The organism is Nocardia sp. NPDC059154 (assembly GCF_042755705.1).
In the GTDB taxonomy this organism is placed as follows: Bacteria; Actinomycetota; Actinomycetes; order Mycobacteriales; family Mycobacteriaceae; genus Nocardia.
In genome coordinates this window covers 274,758-291,610 of sequence record NZ_JBHZCS010000001.1, presented here as the reverse complement: position 1 = coordinate 291,610, position 16,853 = coordinate 274,758, and the positions used below count along the sequence as shown (strand labels likewise).

The window sequence follows — 16,853 nt, the reverse complement described above, 5'->3', positions numbered from 1 at the left end:
CCCGGCGGCCGGTGGAGACCCGGGGCTCGTACGACAACCGGTTACCCGGCCGTACCGCACGCCAACGAGCCACCTTACCAGCGGGGGTGGCCGTCTCCCGAATCGGTCCCGGCGGACAGGGAACACCCGAACGAAGAGTGATCCATCTCACAGCCTAAGCGGAATGAGTTCCTCCGGTACGGGCATTGTAAGGAGAACGGGAACCATCGCGACGGTTGGTCCAGCCGTCCTGCCAATGGAGGCCGCCATGGCGATCAGCACCCAGCCGACCCATTCGCGCGCAGCAGCGACGCCTCACCCGCATGCGGCCGCCATGCGCCGGATCCTGTTGACCGTAGTGACCGGCAGTCTGGTCTTCCTGATCCCCTGGATCGCGTACCTCTCGGTCAGCCTGCCCTCCGAACGGCAGGTGAGCCAGTGGGACATCGCGTGGGTCGGCTTCGATTTCGCGCTGGTCGGCGCGATCGGCATGACCGCCTGGCACGCCTGGCGGCGCCGGCAGGTCTTCATTCCGTGGGCGATGATCACCGGGACGCTGCTGATCTGCGATGCCTGGTTCGACATCGTGCTCGACTGGAACAGCCCGGATCTGTGGTCCGCCCTGCTCTCCGCCGGCATCGGCGAACTGCCGCTGGCCGCGCTGCTGTTCTACGCGGCCCGGCGGCTGCTGCGACTCACCATCGAACGCGCCTGGGCGCTGACCGGTCACACCGGACCCGCGCCCCGGGTCTCCCGGGTCGAGCTGCTGACCGCCACCAACTGGCTGCGGTTCGACGATCTCGCGGCGGACGGATCAGATGTGCAGGGGCGGGCCCGGATCGGCGCCGCGCGCGGGTCCGGGAATGGTGTAGCGCAGCGTGTCGATGCCGAAGCGTAGACAGTCCTGATCCCTGGGATCACCGACGGTGGCGATGCCCGCATGCGGGAGGCCGGACACGAACGGGGTCACGGCGCAGGATTCGTTGACCGGGTGCACGGTCCCGCCACCGACCCGAATCACGGTGTCGGCGGGCGTGGTTGACGCGACCGGGTCGGACCGCTGGTCGGAGTGCGCGCCCAGGAGTGACAACGCTGCCGCGCCGACAATGATCGGAGCGCCGAAGGGCTTGCGCATCTTGTTCCACAGCTTGCCCTTGCGCTGCTTGCGGTCGGCCTCGGAGCCGGATTCCGAATCCGACTGCCCAGCCGCATCTTCCGGCGTTTGCGGATTCGCCCCGCGCGCCCCCGTCGACATCGACCCACCGTACATCCCGCCGGACTGGCCAGGAGCGTTTCCACCGGATCCAGCAAAACTCCCGCGACCCGAACCGGACGTATCTCCCTCGGGCACATAGGGACCGACCGGGTAGCCGCCGGTGTTGTACCCACCCTGCTGCCCATAGCCGCCCGAGCCGTATCCGCCCTGACCGTACTGCCCGGCGGCACCCTGCTGCGGGGCGTACTGGCCACCCGCATTCGGCTGCGCGCCGCCCGGACCGTAGCCGCCCTGGGCGGCCGCATCGGAGCCCGGAGCATTCGCCGAACCGTAGCCCGCACCGGCCGGGTAGCCGGAAGACCCGGCGCCCGGTCCGGATTGACCGGAACCGTAGGAACCACCGGGTCCGTACTGGCCCGGAGGTTGCCCACCGGACTGGCCGTAGCCCGGCTGCCCGGCCGCCTGGCCGTAGCCGCCGGCCGGCCCGTAACCGCCGGAGCCGTACGGTCCGGCGGGCGCACCGCCCGAACCCTGTTGCGCGCCTGCACCCGAGCCCGGCCCGGCATCGGCGGCGGGCGTGCCCGGCTGACCGAATCCCTGCTGGCCCGCCCCGGCGCCGCCCTGGCCCATGACCGTGGTCAGCTGATCATCGGCCGGCGATCCGGGTGGCCGCATGAACCGGCCACCCACGCCCTCCAGCCCCGGCGGCAGCGTGCCGCGGCCGCCGGCCACCGGCTGCGGCCCGGTGCTCGGATTCTCGGTGCCACGGGGAACCCCTTGGCCCGCATCGCCACTCGGCGACTGCCCCGCCGGGGCCTCGTGCCGCCCGTGACCGCCCGCCGCCTGCGCGGAGCCGCCCGCCGCCTGCGCGGTGAGTCGCGCGACCTCCTCGGCCGTCATCCGCTGGGTCAGGCCGCCGGGTCCGGTCGGCGTGCCCGCACCACCGCTCTGAGATGCAGCCTCCTGCGCGGTGATTCGCCTGGTGAGTCCTGCTGCGGCGGGATCGGCGACGGCCTGTGGGCCGGTCCCCGCTGCCTGCTTCGCCTGGGCGGCGGCGGTGATGGCCGCGGCCTCCTCGGCAGTGAGGCGGACGGTCGCACCCGCCGGGTCGGCACCCGAGTGATCCGGCGCGGCGGCGGGATCGACCACGGGCTGCGGGCCGGTGCCGCGCGCGGAATCCGGTCGCTGCGCACCGGATTCGGGTGCGGGCGGTGAATCCATGTGCCGGGGAATCAATTCCGGCTGGTGGGCCAGCGGCTCGGGCTGACGCTGCAGTGGCTGCCCGGCGGCCGGGCCGCCGGTGACATGACGCGGGCCCTGTTCGATCGGGCGCGCATCGGCGCCCGCCGGCTGCTGCGCGGCGGCCGCGGGCCGGTCGTAGGCCGGGTCGCCCTCGCTGTCGGCGACCAGCAGATGGGTCGCGCCCAGGACCAGGGCGTGCATCGGGTGGTCGGCGACCTGGAAGCGGTGGCCGAGATGGTTCTGAAAGGCCAGGCGCAGTGCGTCGTTGAAGCACACATTGCCGGTGAGCAGCACCGTCGAGGTGTCGGCATTGATGGCGCGGGCCGCGGCCATCACCTCGATGACCACATTGTCGGCGGCATGGGCCTCGTGCAGCGCCTCGGCGGTGATGGCGACGCTGACCGACTCGGTGGGCTGATCGTCATTGCCGTGGACGGCGACGACCAGGCATTCACGGCCGTCGGAGTAGACGCCGACCGCGCCGACCGCCGGACCGCGACCGGGTGCGCGCACCAGACCGAGCGCGCGGACATAGCCGGAGAGCGCGACCGATTCGGGCAGCGGCTCGGCGGGCACGCCGAGTTGCTCTACCAGGCGCACGAATTCGTCGACCTTGGGGTCGGGCCATTCATCGGGGAAGGGCAGCGCGAGCACATCCGGCGCACCGCCCAGGTGCTCGACGATGGACGCGAGCGGATTGTGCATGCGGGCCCGGAAGACCAGCTCGGCCGGCCAGGTCGCCCCGGCCACCACGATCTGCGGGTGCCCGATGATGTCGCGCACATCGGAAATGGCGATGCCGACGTCGGGACGCCGGTCCACGCCGGCGGTGTGCAGCCGGCCGGACGAATCCGCCAGCAGGTATGCGGGCGGTGTGTATGAGCTTTCGACCTGGACCGGGCGAATGGGCGAACCGCCGCCACCGGCGGCCACCGACACCACGTCCCAGCCGAGATGCACTGCCCCAACTCGAGCCGTCACAGTCATCAGTCTGCCTGCTCGCTTCGCAGCGCGCGCGACCGAATCCACACTTCGCACCCCCGCCTGCGCGAATGGCCGATCACGCAGCCGACTTCTTCAAGCGCAGGCGCGACCAGGTGAACAGGGCGAGCAGCACGGCGATCACGGCGAGCACGGAGACATCCAGTGCCCACGCGCCCACGGTGTGCTTCCAGAAGTGGTCCTGCTGCGCCGCCGCCGAGGCCGACAGATTGGGCAGATCGACCGTGGACGCCCCCGCGGAATAGCCCCAGCGCGAGGGGAACAGCCAGGAAAGCTGGTCCAGCACAACGCGGCCCGTCACCGGGATCATGCCGCCCGCCATCACCAGCTGCGCCATGATGATCACCACCAGCAGCGGCATCACCTGCTCGTTGGACTTGGCCAGCGCGGACAGCGCCAGACCCAGCACCACACAGGTCACCGCGGTGAGGGCGACATCGAGATAGAGCTCCGCCGGGCCGTAGGGAATCACCGCGCCCTTGCTCGGCGGCTTCTTCACCGCCAGCACGATTCCGATCATCACGGCCGACTGCAGCAGTGCCGCAAGGCTGAAGACCACGACCTTCGACATCAGGTATGCGCCGGAACGCAATCCGACCGCACGTTCCCGGTAGTAGATGGCCCGCTCGCCGACCAGGTCACGCACCGTGAGTGTGGCGCCCATGAAGCAGGCGCCGAGGATGAGCACCACTAGCAGCTGCTGGGCCTCGCCATTATTGGCGCGCACGAAACTGCCGTCGGGCGCCTGCACGAAGCCGACGGACTCGAATCCGCTCTTGCCCTGCACGACCAGCGACAGGCCGCCCAGCACGAACGGCAGGATCGCGAGGAACGCCAGATAGCCGCGGTCGGCGAAGATGAGCCGCAGCTGCCGCCGCGACAGTGTGGAGAACTGTTTGAGCGGACTGGATTTCGGCGCCTTCGCCCGTTCGACCGGTTTGACCGGCGCGGGCGGCTCCGCGAACGCCTGGCGGGAGCGGAAATTCGCGAAGGCCCCGTCCGGATCGGCGGCGACACGGCCGAAGATCTCAGCCCAGTCGCTGGTGCCCATGACGTGCCCGACGCTGCCCGGGTGCCCGCAGAAGGCGGTCTTGCCGCCGGGCGCGAGCAGCAGCACCTGATCGCACATGTCCAGGCAGGCCACCGAGTGGGTGACCACGATGACGGTGCGCCCGGCATCGGCCAGTTCCCGCAGCATGGTCATGACCTGCCGGTCCAGCGCCGGGTCCAGGCCCGAGGTGGGCTCGTCCAGGATCAGCAGCGAGGGACCGGTGAGCAGCTCCATCGCCACCGAGGCGCGTTTGCGCTGACCGCCGGAGAGCCGGTCCACACGGGTGTCGGCGTGCTGGGTGAGCGAAAGTTCCTTCAGCACATCGGCGATCACCTGCTGGCGATCGGCCTTGCTGGTGTCCGGGGGCAGGCGCAGCTGAGCGGCGAAGTTGAGCGCCTGCTTGACCGTCAGCTGCCGGTGCAGCACGTCGTCCTGCGGCACCATGCCGATACGAGAGCGCAGCGCCTCGTACTCGGCGTGCAGGTTGCGGCCCTCGAAGGTGACCACGCCCGCGGACGGATGCGTCGTTCCCGCAATGAGTTTCGACAGGGTCGACTTGCCCGCGCCGGAGGGGCCGATCATCGCGGTCAGCGAGCCGCGCCCGGCCTGCATGTTCACGTCGATGAGCAGCTGCTTGTTGCCCTCGACGGTGAACGAGACGCCGTGCACGTGCAGGCCCTGCTCGGCGACCGGCCGCTGGCGATGGACCAGCGTGCCCTCCTGCACGACGAAGTCGACGTTACCGATGGTGACGATGTCGCGTTCACGCAGCAGCGCCCGCTGTTCGCGGCGGCCGTTGACGAAGGTGCCGTTGGCCGAGCCCAGGTCCTCGATGGCCAGGCCCTGCCGGTCCGGCACCAGGCGGGCGTGCCGGCGCGAGGCCATCGGGTCGTTGACCACGATCTGGTTGTCGCTGGTACGGCCGATGTTCAGGCCGTCGCGCGGAATCCGGTCGGCGCGCGCGATGGCCGCGGTGGAGGCGCGGGCGCGGATCGGCGGCAGCGCGGAGGTGTCCGCCTTGGTGGTCATATTGATGTTGTCAGCGGCGGCCGGAGGCGGCGTATTCACCGGCGGGCGCGGCACATTCGGCGTCGCCGAGGTGCTAGGAGGCGGAGTCTGCCGCTGCTGCAGGGGATTCGGCTGCTGGTGCTGTACCGGGTGCGGCAGTTGATGCTGCGGCCCGGACGCGGGCCGGTTCACCGGCGGCCGCTGCGCGAGATTCGGGTTGGCCTGGGCCGGGTTGGGCCAGGCCTGCTGCGGATTGGGCCGCTGCTGCACCGGCGGGCGCTGCGCGAAGGGCTGCACCGGCGGCTGCTGGGCCTGCTGCGGCTGACCCGCCTGCGGCATCGGCCGCGACGGCGGCCGGTTCGGCGGCGGCATCATGCCCGGGCGCTGGTGCTGCGGCGGCGTGCCACCGCCCCGGCTGGTCTGCGGCAGCAGGTGCAGCAGCGGCCCGGTGATGGCATCGCCGAGCCGCACCTGGGTGGGCCGGTTGATGACCAGTGGCGTGGTCAGGCGGCGGGCGTCCACGAAGACGCCGTTGGTGCTGCCATTGTCGCTGAGCATCCACGACCCGGCCTCGTAGCTGAGGGTCGCGTGCACCCGGGACACCAGCGGGCTGTCGACGAACAGCATCACCTCCGGCGCCCTGCCCATGGTGATCTGCTGGGTCGCGTCGAAGACCCGTTCGGTTCCTTCATGACGCACGGTGATCTGCTGCGCCCCCGGTGAAGACATGGCTGGATAATAGGCGAAGCCCCCGGAGTCCGGCGTTGCGCTCATCGGCCGCAGGCCCGATAACGGGACAGAGATCGAATCAGCCTGCGAGGGAGTGCACGTGGCGAAACGCCAGGGGGAGGCGGTGCGCACGCGCCGGTCCGGGGGGATTCGCCGCGTTGTCGTGGTGGCGGGGGTACTGGTGCTCGCGGTCGCGCTCTTGTCCGGATGTACACGAACTGTTCACGGTCGCGCGGTTTCCATCTACGACGACCCATTCAAAGTGGCCGGTCTGCCCACTACCAGCGGCCCCAGCGGTCCGCGCGCGGGCGCCCCGGATTCGACGCTGACCGCGCAGGATTCCGACGGCGGCCAGGTCGACCACCTGGTTCTCAACGCGCTCGACGATATCCAGACCTATTGGCAGGGCGAGTTCCCGCTGGAGTTCGGCGGCGTCTTCAGCCCGGTCGGCAAGTTCATCTCGTGGAGCGCCAAGACGCCGCGCTCGCAGGCCGGGCAGTTCTGCGGGGAGTCCAGCTACCGGCTCGTCAATGCCGCCTACTGCCGCCTGGACGGATCCGTCGGCTGGGATCGCGGGGTGCTGCTGCCCGCGGTGGCCGACGAGTTCGGGAAGATGTCGGTGGTGATGGTGCTGGCCCACGAGTACGGGCACGCGATCCAGGAGATGGCCAAGCTGGTCGGCCGCCGCACCCCGACCATCGTCAAGGAGCAGCAGGCGGACTGCTTCGCGGGGGCGTTCATCCGGAATGTGGCCGAGGGGAAGGCCAAGCACTTCACGATCAACACCTCCGACGGGTTGAACGCGGTGCTGGCCGCCACCGTCGCCTTCCGCGACGCGGACCCGGACGATCCGCAGAACGTGCACGGTTCGGCGTTCGAGCGGGTGACCGCGGTGCAGATCGGTTTCACCGACGGGCCCAAGGGCTGCAAGGCCATCGACCAGAACGAGATCGACCGCCGCCGCGGCGATCTGCCGCAGACCCTGGGCAACGACTCCGGACACGGCCAGTCCGACGTGAACAAGGCCAACCTCCAGGAACTGGCCAAGGCCATGGCCGCCATCATGCCGATCCCGGACGAGCCCGAATACAGCTACGACTCGGCCAAACTGAACTGCCGCAACGGCGCCGACACCGTCCCGGTCACCTACTGCCCCACCACCAACCTGATCGGCACCGACGTGCCCGCGCTGCACGATCGCGGCGTCTCCAACGCCGACGACCAGGACGCCCTGCCCGCCGATGTGACCGGCGATTTCACCGCCTACATCGTCTTCATCTCGCGCTACACCCTGGCCGTGCAGCATGCCGCGGGACTGCCGCTGAAGGGGGCCAAGACCGGTCTGCGCGCGGCCTGCCTGTCGGGCGTGATCTCCGGAAAGCTGGCCGACCCCAACCGAAGCAAGTCCCAGGGCGACATCTCGCTGTCGGCGGGCGATCTCGACGAGGCGGTCTCCGGCCTGCTCTCCGACGGCCTGGCCGCCAGCGACACCGACGGCAAGACCGTCCCCAGCGGCTTCTCCCGAGTCGACGCCTTCCGCGCCGGTGTCCTCGGCACCCAGGACACCTGCTACTCCCGCTACACCTGATCGCGCCTCATCCGAAGGGCGGGGGTGCGACCGGCTCCAGCCGCAGCACCCGGTTGCCGAGCATGATTTCGGTGCCGGCGGCGAGGGTGAAGGGCTGATTCGGTTGCAGCCGAATCCAATCCCGGTAGCCCTGCGGGCGGACCCGGGTGCCGTTGGTGGAGCCGTGGTCGACGATGGTGATGTCCCAGTTCACCAGGTGGATCTCGGCGTGGACGCGGGACATGCCGCCGGAGTTGTCGTCGATTCGCAAGGGCAGCAGGCCCGCTCGCACCGGATCGGAGTGCTCGGGGTCGCGGCCGACCACGGCGTCGGCGGCCACCATGTAGGTCATGCCGTCGTCGAGCACCAGCATGCCCAGCGGCGGCCGGATCACCTCGGCGGGCTGCTGGGTCTGATCCACGGGCATGCCGCACACGGTGCAGAAGGCCGCCCGCGGATCGCTGGGATGCGCACGTGCGCACTTGAATCCGAGCACCTTCACGGTGAGCGCGGTGGCCTTGGCGGTGGCCTCCAGGCGGCGCTGCAGATCCGGGTCGGGTTTGGGCGCGGGGTTGGTGCCGTTCGCCTCTCGGGCGCCGCCCATCTCGGTCGGCGCGCGGTGCAGGTCGATGCCCTCGGTGTCCGGATCATCCTGGGCGGGTCCGGGCTCCGGGTCCAGGCTCGCCGGAATGCGATTGGAGGTACGGGTCGGAATCAGGTTGGGGTCCAGGGGAATCGCTTCCGGCTGCGGATCCCGCTCCGCATCGAACGCCGCGGTCGGCGGCGGCGGTTCCACGACCCGCTGCCGCGCCGCGGCCGGGCGCCCGGGCCGTCGCGACACCACCGGCTCGCCCTCGAACCACACCACCGCGCCCGCCGCCGGCGCGAGACCCTCTATGAGCGAACCGATTCCGCGCCCGGGTAGCTCCGGCGGCCGGTTCCCATCGATGAACAGGGCGGCGGCCCGCGCGGGCCGTTCGGCCACCCGGTCCACGGTGAAGGCGGCATCACTGCCGCGGTAGTACTCGACCACGGACCCGGCCAGCAGCGCCGTCACCGATCCGTGCAGGAAGATCGCCAGGCCACCGGTGTCGGCCTCGGTCAGGATGCCGAATTCGATGGGCGCGCCGGGCGAAATGCGCTCGGCCTCTTTCATCAGCCAGCGGGTGGCGTGCCGCGCGACCAGCCGGCCCGGCCCGTCCGGGGCCTGATCCGTCGCGTCCGCGACCAGCTCGCCCAGCGCCCGCGCCGCCACCACGGCCCGCGATCCGGGCGTGAGCGCCCCCGGCTCCCGATGCGCCACCAGGATGACCGCACCCGCCACCCGGCTCACCACATGGCCGCCCGCGACCACCTCGACCTGCCGATCCATCAAGGGAACCGACCCCCGAGGAGCACACGGCAGGGATTGTTCAGCACAGCACCCAGGTTACTCAGCGGCCTTTCCGAGTCGCGTAGCGGCGGTGGGAGCCCGGTATGCTCCGGCAGGTACGGCCTGCCCCACCGAATCATCCAGGAGTTCCGGCAATGGCGATGAGCCCAGGCACCATCGTCGGCGGGTATCGGATCGTCCGCGTGCTCGGATCGGGCGGTATGGGGACGGTCTACCTGGCCAAACATCCCGAGCTGCCGCGCATGGACGCACTCAAGGTGCTCTCCTCCGATCTGACCACCAACGAGGAGTTCCGCGGCCGCTTCGAACGCGAGGCGAATGTGGTTGCGGGCATGGACCACCCGAATATCGTCTCGGTCCACAATCGCGGTGAGGAGGACGGCCGGCTGTGGATCGCCATGCAGTATGTCGAGGGCACCGACGCCTCGGCCGAGCTCAAGCGTGATCCGGCCGCGGTGCCGCCGCTGCGCGCGCTGTCCATCGTCACCCAGATCGGCCGCGGCCTGGACTACGCGCACCGCCGCGGCTTGCTACACCGCGACGTGAAGCCCGCCAACTTCCTGCTCTCCAGCGTCGACGGCGAGGACGAGCGCGCCCTGCTCGCCGACTTCGGCGTCGCCAAGTCCACCGAGGACACCACCGAGCTCACCCAGACCGGCAGCTTCGTGGCCACCATCGCCTACGCACCGCCGGAACAGCTGTCCGGCCGGCCGCTGGACCACCGCGCCGACATCTACAGCCTCGGCTGCTCCTTCTTCAAGCTGCTGACCGGCCGGAACCCTTATCCCGCAACGCAACCGGCGCTGGTCATGATGGGCCACCTGCACGAGCCGCCGCCGCGCGCCACCGACGTCGACCCGCACCTGCCCGCGACGCTGGACGAGGTCTTCGCGCGGGTCATGGCGAAGAACCCGGCCGAGCGTTTCAACTCCTGCCGCGAGTTCACCGACGCCGCCACGGCCGCACTGGTGCCCGGCTACAACCCGGTGTCGACCACCACGTCGCCGACCTATCCGATCCAGGTCGCGCCGCCGGGCATGCTGCTATCCGGCGGCGAAACCACAGGCGGCATACCGCTTTCCGCATCCGAGCCGACCGAGACGGGGCAGGCCCCCCGCAACCGCAACCGGCTCTACATCGGGATCGGCGCGGCGGTGGTGGCGGTCGCGCTGGCCGTGGGCATCGGGATCGTGGCCACCGGCGGCGAGACAAGCTCCGCCACAACGGCTTCCAGCGCCAACCCCGCCGCAACCACCACGGTGGATCCCAATCTGGGCCCGGTGGACAAGGCGCGCAAGGACAATCCCGCCTTCGCGGGCAAGACCGTCACCATGGTCGACGTGACCGGTGCGCAGTTCAACACCAAATACAGCATCTACCTGGCCGGCACCCCGCAGGCGAAGTTCCTGGAGAGCCTCGGCTTCGTCTACAACAACGAGTACCAGCCCAAGGGCGACGAATCCTCTCCCCGCCCCTCCGATGGCTACGGGTCGCTGACCGTGCCCGACGATTCCTACATCATCGCGGTGCGCAGCGACGAAAAGGCCGGTGGCGGTGGGCTGCTCGGCCTGCCGAACGAGATCACCAGCTCGCGCGCCATCGTCGTCCCGCTCGACGATCCGGCCGCGGTGGCCGCGCTGCGCGGCTGGACCCCGGATTCCACGCAGACCCTGGTCAACAAGCTGGTTCCGGTGCTGCACAACAGAATCAAGTAGGGTTGCGACCGATAGTTCGTTCTCCGGGGGAACCATGCGCAAGCTCGCACGCGCCGTCGTGTCCGTAGTTGTCGCCGCGACGATGGCGTGCACCGCCGCACTGATCCGGAGCTCACTCAACTGGCCGATCTGGTGCAGAAGCGCGCGGCCGCCCAGTACGCGCTCATGGCGAACAGCACCTGGTAGCCGTTAGGGTGTTGCCCGATTGTTTGCTGATGGAGGGGGAAGCATGCGCACGATGAGACGGGCGGCCGTGGCCGTCGCCCTGGTGTTATCGGCGGTGGTGACAGGCGGCTGCGGCTCGGGTACCGAAGCGGCCCCGGCGGCGCCCGCCGAACCGGCGATCGACCTGAGCAAGCTCGACACCGGCAATCTGCCCACCCAGCCCAAGCACTACGACAAGGCGACCGATCCCGACCTGGCGCGGGCCGTGCAGGCCGAGCGGCTGGCCAACTACATTCCGCTGCCTTCCGAGGTGAATCCACAGGTCCGGTACCCAGCAGCCGCAGTGAACGGCGCCATCCGCCCGTTCATCGATTTCGGTTCAGGCGCCATGAAATTGCGCACCAACGCCAAAGCCGATGCGCTGAAGGCCGCGGCCCCGGGGTTCATTTCGGGCTTCGTCACCACCGGCGACTCCGACAAACAGAACACCCTGGCCTACGAGTACTCGAACGTCGTGCTGATGTTCACCGACGACGCCGCGGCGAGCGCCGCCGCTCGAGCCCTGGGCCAGGCCGACTTCGATGCCGTCCCGGGCAGCCAGCGCCTGCGGATCGACAAGTATCCGGACGCGTTCGTCTACCTCGACACCCAGTACAACTTCAACGCCACCGTCCGATCCTGGTACGCCACAGGCAGATTCGTCCTCTTCACCTACATCTGGGACGACGTGATGGCCGAGACCGGGGTGAGCGATCCGGCCAAGCTCACCGCCCGGGCACAGCTCGGCCTCGACGCCATCCCGCCCGCCCTCGCCAAGTTCCCGGTCGTTCCCCAGGACCAGCTGACCGCACAGCCCGTCGATATGGACGGAGTCCTCGGGCGCACGCTGCCGACCGTGTACGACGATCAATCCGAGCGCGGCATTCCCGGCGTCTACGATCGGCACGGCGGACTGCAGCTGTTCCCCGGCGACGACAACGCGGCGCTGTTCGACAAGGCCGGTGTCGACCGGGTGGCGTTCAACGGCGGCACCGTCTTCCGCGCCCGCGACGCCCCGGGCGCCGACGCGATCGTCGCCGCGCGCAGCGAGACCTCACGCACCTTCCGGCCTGCCGAATCGCCGGCGAACCTGCCGAATGCCCAGTGCCGCAAGTACACCGGACCCGATAAGTTCGCGATCTCCTACTACTGCTACGTCAGGCACGGTCGGTTCGCCGCCGAAGTTTCGGCGAATCAGCTCCTCGATGCCCAGCAGCGCATCTCGGCGCAGTACGCCCTGCTGGTCAACGCGGAACACTGAGGGGGAACGGAAAACCATGCTCTCGCACAAACTTCGAATGACCGCCCTGCTCACGCTGACCGCCGCCGCGGTGGCGGGGTGTGGCCCGACCGTCCAGGGCAGCGCCCGCCCCGGGGAAATCGACGTCCGCACACTGGATGTCGGCAAGTACTCCACCGATCCGCTGGAGTTGCGCTACGACTACTACCCCGACATGGCCAAGGGTTTCGAACTGGCCGAGCAGCGGCTGGCCGACCACGTGGCCGATGCGGCGGACGTCGATCCGGAATTCAAGTACAGCACCGGTATTCAGCCCTTCAAGGATTCCGACGGCGCCACCGCCGTACTGGCCAAGGTCACCGCGCCGATCCTCGACGCCGGCAAGATGATGTTCGGTGTCGCGGTGGGGCACAGCGTGAAACAGCCGGACAAGTACGGCAAGGCCCCCGACGACAGCGCGTTCACCACAGTGACGGTGATGCAATTCCCCGACGCCGCGGCGGCATCGAAGGCTGCCGCGGACTTGGAGAATGCCGATTTCGGGGTGGCGGCCGAGGTGAATCAGCACGTGGCGCTCTCGAAATACCCTGACGCCCACAGCCATTGGCGTCCCGGCGTGGCCAGCATCGGGTCGACCCTGGCGCACGGCAGCTATGTCGTGGACACCTATCTCGGGGTGAACGATCCGGACCTGTCGAAATTGACGGCCCTCGCCGAAAAGGTCTACGACGCGCAACTGCCACTGCTGGATTCGCTGCCGCCCCTGGACCGCGAGGGCGTCCTGCGACTGCCCTTCGACGCGGACGGAATGCTGCGGCGGACCCTCGCCACACAGGTCTATTTGGCACCCGACTTCGCCAACCAGGCGGTCGCCGAACCGCGTGGATTCCTGAATCGGGTGAGCGACCAGGACTTCTGGGGGCGGCTGGTCGCCGACAGCGGCATGGATCGATTCACCACCTCCGGTGCGTCCTACGACGGCGTCAGCATGCTCTTCCGCGCGCGGGACGCGCAGGCCGCCGAGCGTCTGTCCGCCGCCATTCTCGCGCACGGCTATTCCGGCGTCGCGGATGCGCCCGCCGGGGTGCCGAACGCGAAGTGCGGAGAGACCAGCGACCAGAACCAGAACAGTGGCGCCAAGCGCTTTCGGTGCATGGTCAGCTACCGCCGCTACACGGGTGCGGTCGAGTCGAATCAACTTGCCGACGCCCATCAGCGGGCGGCCGCCCAGTACGCCTTGCTGGCGAACAGCACCTGGTAGTCGGTTTGGTGGCGAGCTGAGCCGGGTGGAACCGGTGGGTCATGGCCTACGTCCAATAGCACTGAGAGGTCGTCCGCCCGCGAATCGAGAGGAGACACCGTGGCCGGTGCATTCGAAGCCAGCAATGAGCTCATTCAGGCCAAGGCCCAGGAGTTCCAGCAGACCCACGACATGCTGATGCATGCCATCGCCGATCTGAAGCGCGATGAGGACGGCATGGTCGCCGGTGCGAATTGGCGGGGCGGTGCGGCCGACGCCTTCAATGCGTTCATGCAGCGGTACTACTTCCAGGCCGACAAGCTCAACGACAAGCTGGTGCACACCGCCGAGACCCTGATCAAGGTCGGCTCCAACTACGAAGAGCACGACAAGGATTACGAATCCAAGGTCAACGCGCAGATCTCCAGCCTGGACCTCCCGGCTGTCTAGCCGATTCGGCCTCCCGCTCTTTTCGGACCAGTGGCAAAGGAATTCACCATGGCAGCAGTAGACGGCCGGATCATCTCCGCCCATTTCGAGGGCGTCGCCGACGGCGCGAACTCGATCATCCGCCGCGCGGAGGTCATCCGCGACCAGCTCGAGGCCTTCCACCGCAGCGTGGAGGAGTTCGTCCAGAACAACTGGAAGGGTGACGCCAACGACGCGTTCGCCGACCTCCAGCGCACGTGGAACCAGCACGTCCTCCAGCTCAACACCACCCTCAACGCCGCGGCCACCCTGGTCCGCACCGGCAACGCCGAACTCCAGGCCAAGGACACCGCCCTGGCCGGCCTGTTCTGACCCGCCTTTGGTTTCCGGGTTGTGGGCAGGGCAGTCGGCCCGCGCAACGGGCCGACTGCCGGGTTGAACCGTGTGCCATCCGAACGCATTGTCACGCTGGGTTCTGAAAACTGAAAGGACTTGCCCCGCAGGACCTTTGAGCCGACTAATTGTTATGGCGATCAGAACTGTCGAACCAGAGACGTACTACCACTCGGGTGAGTGCAGACAAGTCGCCCTCCAACCGACGGAAGAGCAGGTACGAACCCAATGAGCCGAGCACCGCACCCACACTCAACCACCGAATCGGACCGATAACAGCCACCGCATCAGCCGAATCGACAAAGGTCAACCCGAAGAAGACGCTCAGGAGCGGGATCGAAAGCGCGATCGCGAGGTAGCTCGGGCAACGGCGGGAGAGGGCGCGGAGCTGGTGCACGTCGGCGGCTGTGATGTCGCTGCGCAGCAGGAGCGGCGGATAAACACACCTGACCAGGTAGAAGGTCAGGAACAGGAAGGTGTAGCTGACGGCCACCAGACCGCCGAGGATGTTCGCGAAAACCAGATGCGCGATCAATGATGGCCGCAGTGTTGAAAGCCCGGCGACGGCGACGGTCGCGACAACGGCTCCGAGTACCCAGCCGCCCAGAGTCATGAGGGCGACTCGGTCGCCGAGCCGAAGCAGGTCCACTCTCGCGCGAACGATGGTCGCACAGTCGTACTGCCTACCCCGGCGCAGCCCGTGCGGAACTCGGATCGCGTACCGACATGTGAACAGATACAGGCCAGTTGCGGGCGGCATGACTACCAGGATGATCATCCAGACAACGTTTCGCAGGTAGTCCCACTGCGTCGATGACAGGTACTTGTTGAGAATCGGCGAGTTGTGGAAGAAGTCGTACAGCATGCCCATCGCGTCGCCGGCTACGAACAACACGACCGGCGCGATCAGGACCCAAGGGGCGAGCCTGGAGCGCCACGTGCCTGATGGCGGATCGACCAGGTCGCGGGCGCGTGGATCGAGGCAGAGCTCGAGCTGACGCGCGAGTCCGGCTCCGGAGGGATAGCGATCGCCCGGTCGTGGTGAAAGGCACCGCAGCAGCGTGTGGCGCAGTACGGCCGGGCAATCCGAGGGGATGCCCGCCAGGACCTCGCCGGTGATGGCACGTTTGCGAACCGCGATCATCTGCTCCAGAGATGTCGCCGAGAGCCCGGCGTCGGGTGGGTCACTGCATGGTCGACGACCGGTCAGCAGTTCGAACAACACGACCGCAAGCGAATACAGATCGCTGCGGGTGTCGATGTCGGCAGGAGTCGTCGACATGTCGGGATGACATGCCTGCAGCTGCTCGGGGGACATATAGTCCAACGAGCCTCCGAAATAGGCGAGAGGGCTGGCTCCCGCAATGTGCCGGCTGAAGCTGATGTTGAAGTCCGCAAGCTTGGGGATGCCCTCGGCGGTCAACAGTATGTTCGCGGGCTTCAGGTCGCGATGGAGAATGCCGCAGCGGTGTGCGTAGTCGATCGCGCTTGCCAGTCGAACCCCGAGCCATGCAACGGTGTCCGGCCAACTCAGTTCTGCTATCTCACGCCGGAGCGCGGATTCCGCCGGCTCGACGATGCCTCGACGCGCTAGCGTGCCGTCGATTGCCTCCAGCAATAGTCGACCGCTCCGCTGCTCGGGCTTCGTGGCCTCTATGTGGCGCAGCACGTCGAGAAGCGTGCCTCCCGGCAGGAACTGCATGTACATGAGTTTCAGGGCACCGTCGTGGAGGATTCGTTGATCGAATACCCGGACGATGTAGTCGTGGTCGAGCTGGGCCAGGGTTTCCGGCTCCCTGCCGTGGTTGCGTGAGATTTTCACGGCCACGAACCGCTGCAAAGACCGCTGCCTCGCGAGGAAAACGCGGGCAAACGCGCCGCTGCCCAATCTCATCAGCAAGTCGAAATCGTCAATTCGGCCGCCCGATTCGAATTCCTCGAGCGCGTCGAGAATGCCTGGTTGCACGATCAGAGTGCTGCGGTAATCGGGTTCCGCGAGATTCGGCGTCTGTCGAGTCGCCTGCAAAGAGGGGTTTGCACTGTACTCGTCCGGATCCGGTGCGTCGCCGCCTTTGAGGCGAGCGTGAATCTCCTCGTAAACGAGATCGGGTGGCAACGGAGCCGTATTCAGCTCGGGATACTCGGCTTGGTAGTCGGCCAACCGTTTCGGAAATCTGTAGTGGACCCAACGGTAGTCGAGGTCGACTTTGATGAGTTCGATCAGCAGAATTCGACGATACCCGCCGCTCTCCGCGAGGAATGCGTGTGGATCCGGCGGCGAACCCCGATCCCTCCACGCGGAAGCAAACCGGTCGATGGCCCCCGCTATCAACAGTGCGGGGTTTTCCGGACTGTCGCAGCCGACGTTCACCACGTTGTGCGGACCATAGCGATGGAACCACCTCGTGTTCAACGAGTAACCAATTCAAGTTATCAAACGACGAC

General features: G+C 68.2%; 11 protein-coding genes. 7 read left to right on the top strand and 4 right to left on the bottom strand.

Annotated features, from left to right (window positions below):
• The first annotated feature begins 247 nt into the window (after positions 1-247).
• Positions 248-877 carry a hypothetical protein gene (locus ACFXN1_RS01065; RefSeq protein WP_379435683.1) on the top strand — a complete coding sequence of 210 codons (630 nt, stop codon included), beginning with the start codon at positions 248-250 and terminating at the stop codon, positions 875-877.
• On the opposite strand, the gene ACFXN1_RS01060 is transcribed toward ACFXN1_RS01065, so the two are convergent.
• Both ACFXN1_RS01060 and ACFXN1_RS01055 read right to left on the bottom strand, forming a co-directional pair.
• The gene (locus ACFXN1_RS01060) at positions 794-3,418 is read right to left on the bottom strand and encodes a hypothetical protein (protein WP_379435685.1); all 2,625 of its coding nucleotides are present in this window, start codon (positions 3,416-3,418) and stop codon (positions 794-796) included. The genes ACFXN1_RS01065 and ACFXN1_RS01060 overlap by 84 nt on opposite strands.
• Before the next feature lie 79 nt (positions 3,419-3,497).
• The gene (locus ACFXN1_RS01055; RefSeq protein ID WP_379435686.1) at positions 3,498-6,227 is read right to left on the bottom strand and encodes an ATP-binding cassette domain-containing protein; all 2,730 of its coding nucleotides are present in this window, start codon (positions 6,225-6,227) and stop codon (positions 3,498-3,500) included.
• Between the two features lie 100 nt (positions 6,228-6,327).
• On the opposite strand from ACFXN1_RS01055, the gene ACFXN1_RS01050 reads away from it, so the two are divergent.
• Positions 6,328-7,815 (top strand): metallopeptidase, encoded by a 1,488-nt coding sequence (locus tag ACFXN1_RS01050; RefSeq protein WP_379435688.1) that lies wholly within the window; start codon positions 6,328-6,330, stop codon positions 7,813-7,815.
• Between the two features lie 7 nt (positions 7,816-7,822).
• Here ACFXN1_RS01050 and ACFXN1_RS01045 read toward each other — a convergent pair whose 3' ends face one another.
• Positions 7,823-9,166 carry an FHA domain-containing protein gene (locus ACFXN1_RS01045; protein ID WP_379435690.1) on the bottom strand — a complete coding sequence of 448 codons (1,344 nt, stop codon included), beginning with the start codon at positions 9,164-9,166 and terminating at the stop codon, positions 7,823-7,825.
• Positions 9,167-9,321: 155 nt separating this feature from the next.
• On the opposite strand from ACFXN1_RS01045, the gene ACFXN1_RS01040 reads away from it, so the two are divergent.
• The 5 genes from ACFXN1_RS01040 (at position 9,322) to ACFXN1_RS01020 (ending at position 14,387) form a co-directional block, all read left to right on the top strand.
• Positions 9,322-10,902, top strand: coding sequence for a serine/threonine-protein kinase (locus ACFXN1_RS01040; protein WP_379435692.1), 1,581 nt, complete (start codon positions 9,322-9,324; stop codon positions 10,900-10,902).
• Positions 10,903-11,131: 229 nt separating this feature from the next.
• The gene (locus ACFXN1_RS01035) at positions 11,132-12,367 is read left to right on the top strand and encodes a hypothetical protein (protein ID WP_379435693.1); all 1,236 of its coding nucleotides are present in this window, start codon (positions 11,132-11,134) and stop codon (positions 12,365-12,367) included.
• Positions 12,368-12,404: 37 nt separating this feature from the next.
• Complete coding sequence (locus ACFXN1_RS01030; protein WP_379435695.1) at positions 12,405-13,607, top strand: hypothetical protein; 1,203 nt, start codon at positions 12,405-12,407, stop codon at positions 13,605-13,607.
• Positions 13,608-13,706: 99 nt separating this feature from the next.
• Entirely contained in the window at positions 13,707-14,036 is a 330-nt protein-coding gene (locus ACFXN1_RS01025; RefSeq protein WP_354830358.1) for a WXG100 family type VII secretion target, read from the top strand.
• Between the two features lie 48 nt (positions 14,037-14,084).
• Positions 14,085-14,387, top strand: a complete 303-nt coding sequence (locus ACFXN1_RS01020; RefSeq protein WP_379435696.1) for a WXG100 family type VII secretion target — start codon at positions 14,085-14,087, stop codon at positions 14,385-14,387.
• A gap of 145 nt (positions 14,388-14,532) precedes the next feature.
• On the opposite strand, the gene ACFXN1_RS01015 is transcribed toward ACFXN1_RS01020, so the two are convergent.
• Complete coding sequence (locus ACFXN1_RS01015) at positions 14,533-16,782, bottom strand: protein kinase (protein WP_379435698.1); 2,250 nt, start codon at positions 16,780-16,782, stop codon at positions 14,533-14,535.
• Between the last annotated feature and the right edge of the window lie 71 nt (positions 16,783-16,853).

Excerpts from the sequence above, each read along its gene's own strand:
- ACFXN1_RS01065 (WP_379435683.1), top strand. The coding sequence starts at position 248 with ATGGCGATCAGCACCCAGCCGACCCATTCGCGCGCAGCAGCGACGCCT.
- ACFXN1_RS01055 (WP_379435686.1), bottom strand. The coding sequence starts at position 6,227 with ATGTCTTCACCGGGGGCGCAGCAGATCACCGTGCGTCATGAAGGAACC.
- ACFXN1_RS01045 (WP_379435690.1), bottom strand. The coding sequence starts at position 9,166 with ATGGATCGGCAGGTCGAGGTGGTCGCGGGCGGCCATGTGGTGAGCCGG.
- ACFXN1_RS01040 (WP_379435692.1), top strand. The coding sequence starts at position 9,322 with ATGGCGATGAGCCCAGGCACCATCGTCGGCGGGTATCGGATCGTCCGC.
- ACFXN1_RS01035 (WP_379435693.1), top strand. The coding sequence starts at position 11,132 with ATGCGCACGATGAGACGGGCGGCCGTGGCCGTCGCCCTGGTGTTATCG.
- ACFXN1_RS01030 (WP_379435695.1), top strand. The coding sequence starts at position 12,405 with ATGACCGCCCTGCTCACGCTGACCGCCGCCGCGGTGGCGGGGTGTGGC.
- ACFXN1_RS01020 (WP_379435696.1), top strand. The coding sequence starts at position 14,085 with ATGGCAGCAGTAGACGGCCGGATCATCTCCGCCCATTTCGAGGGCGTC.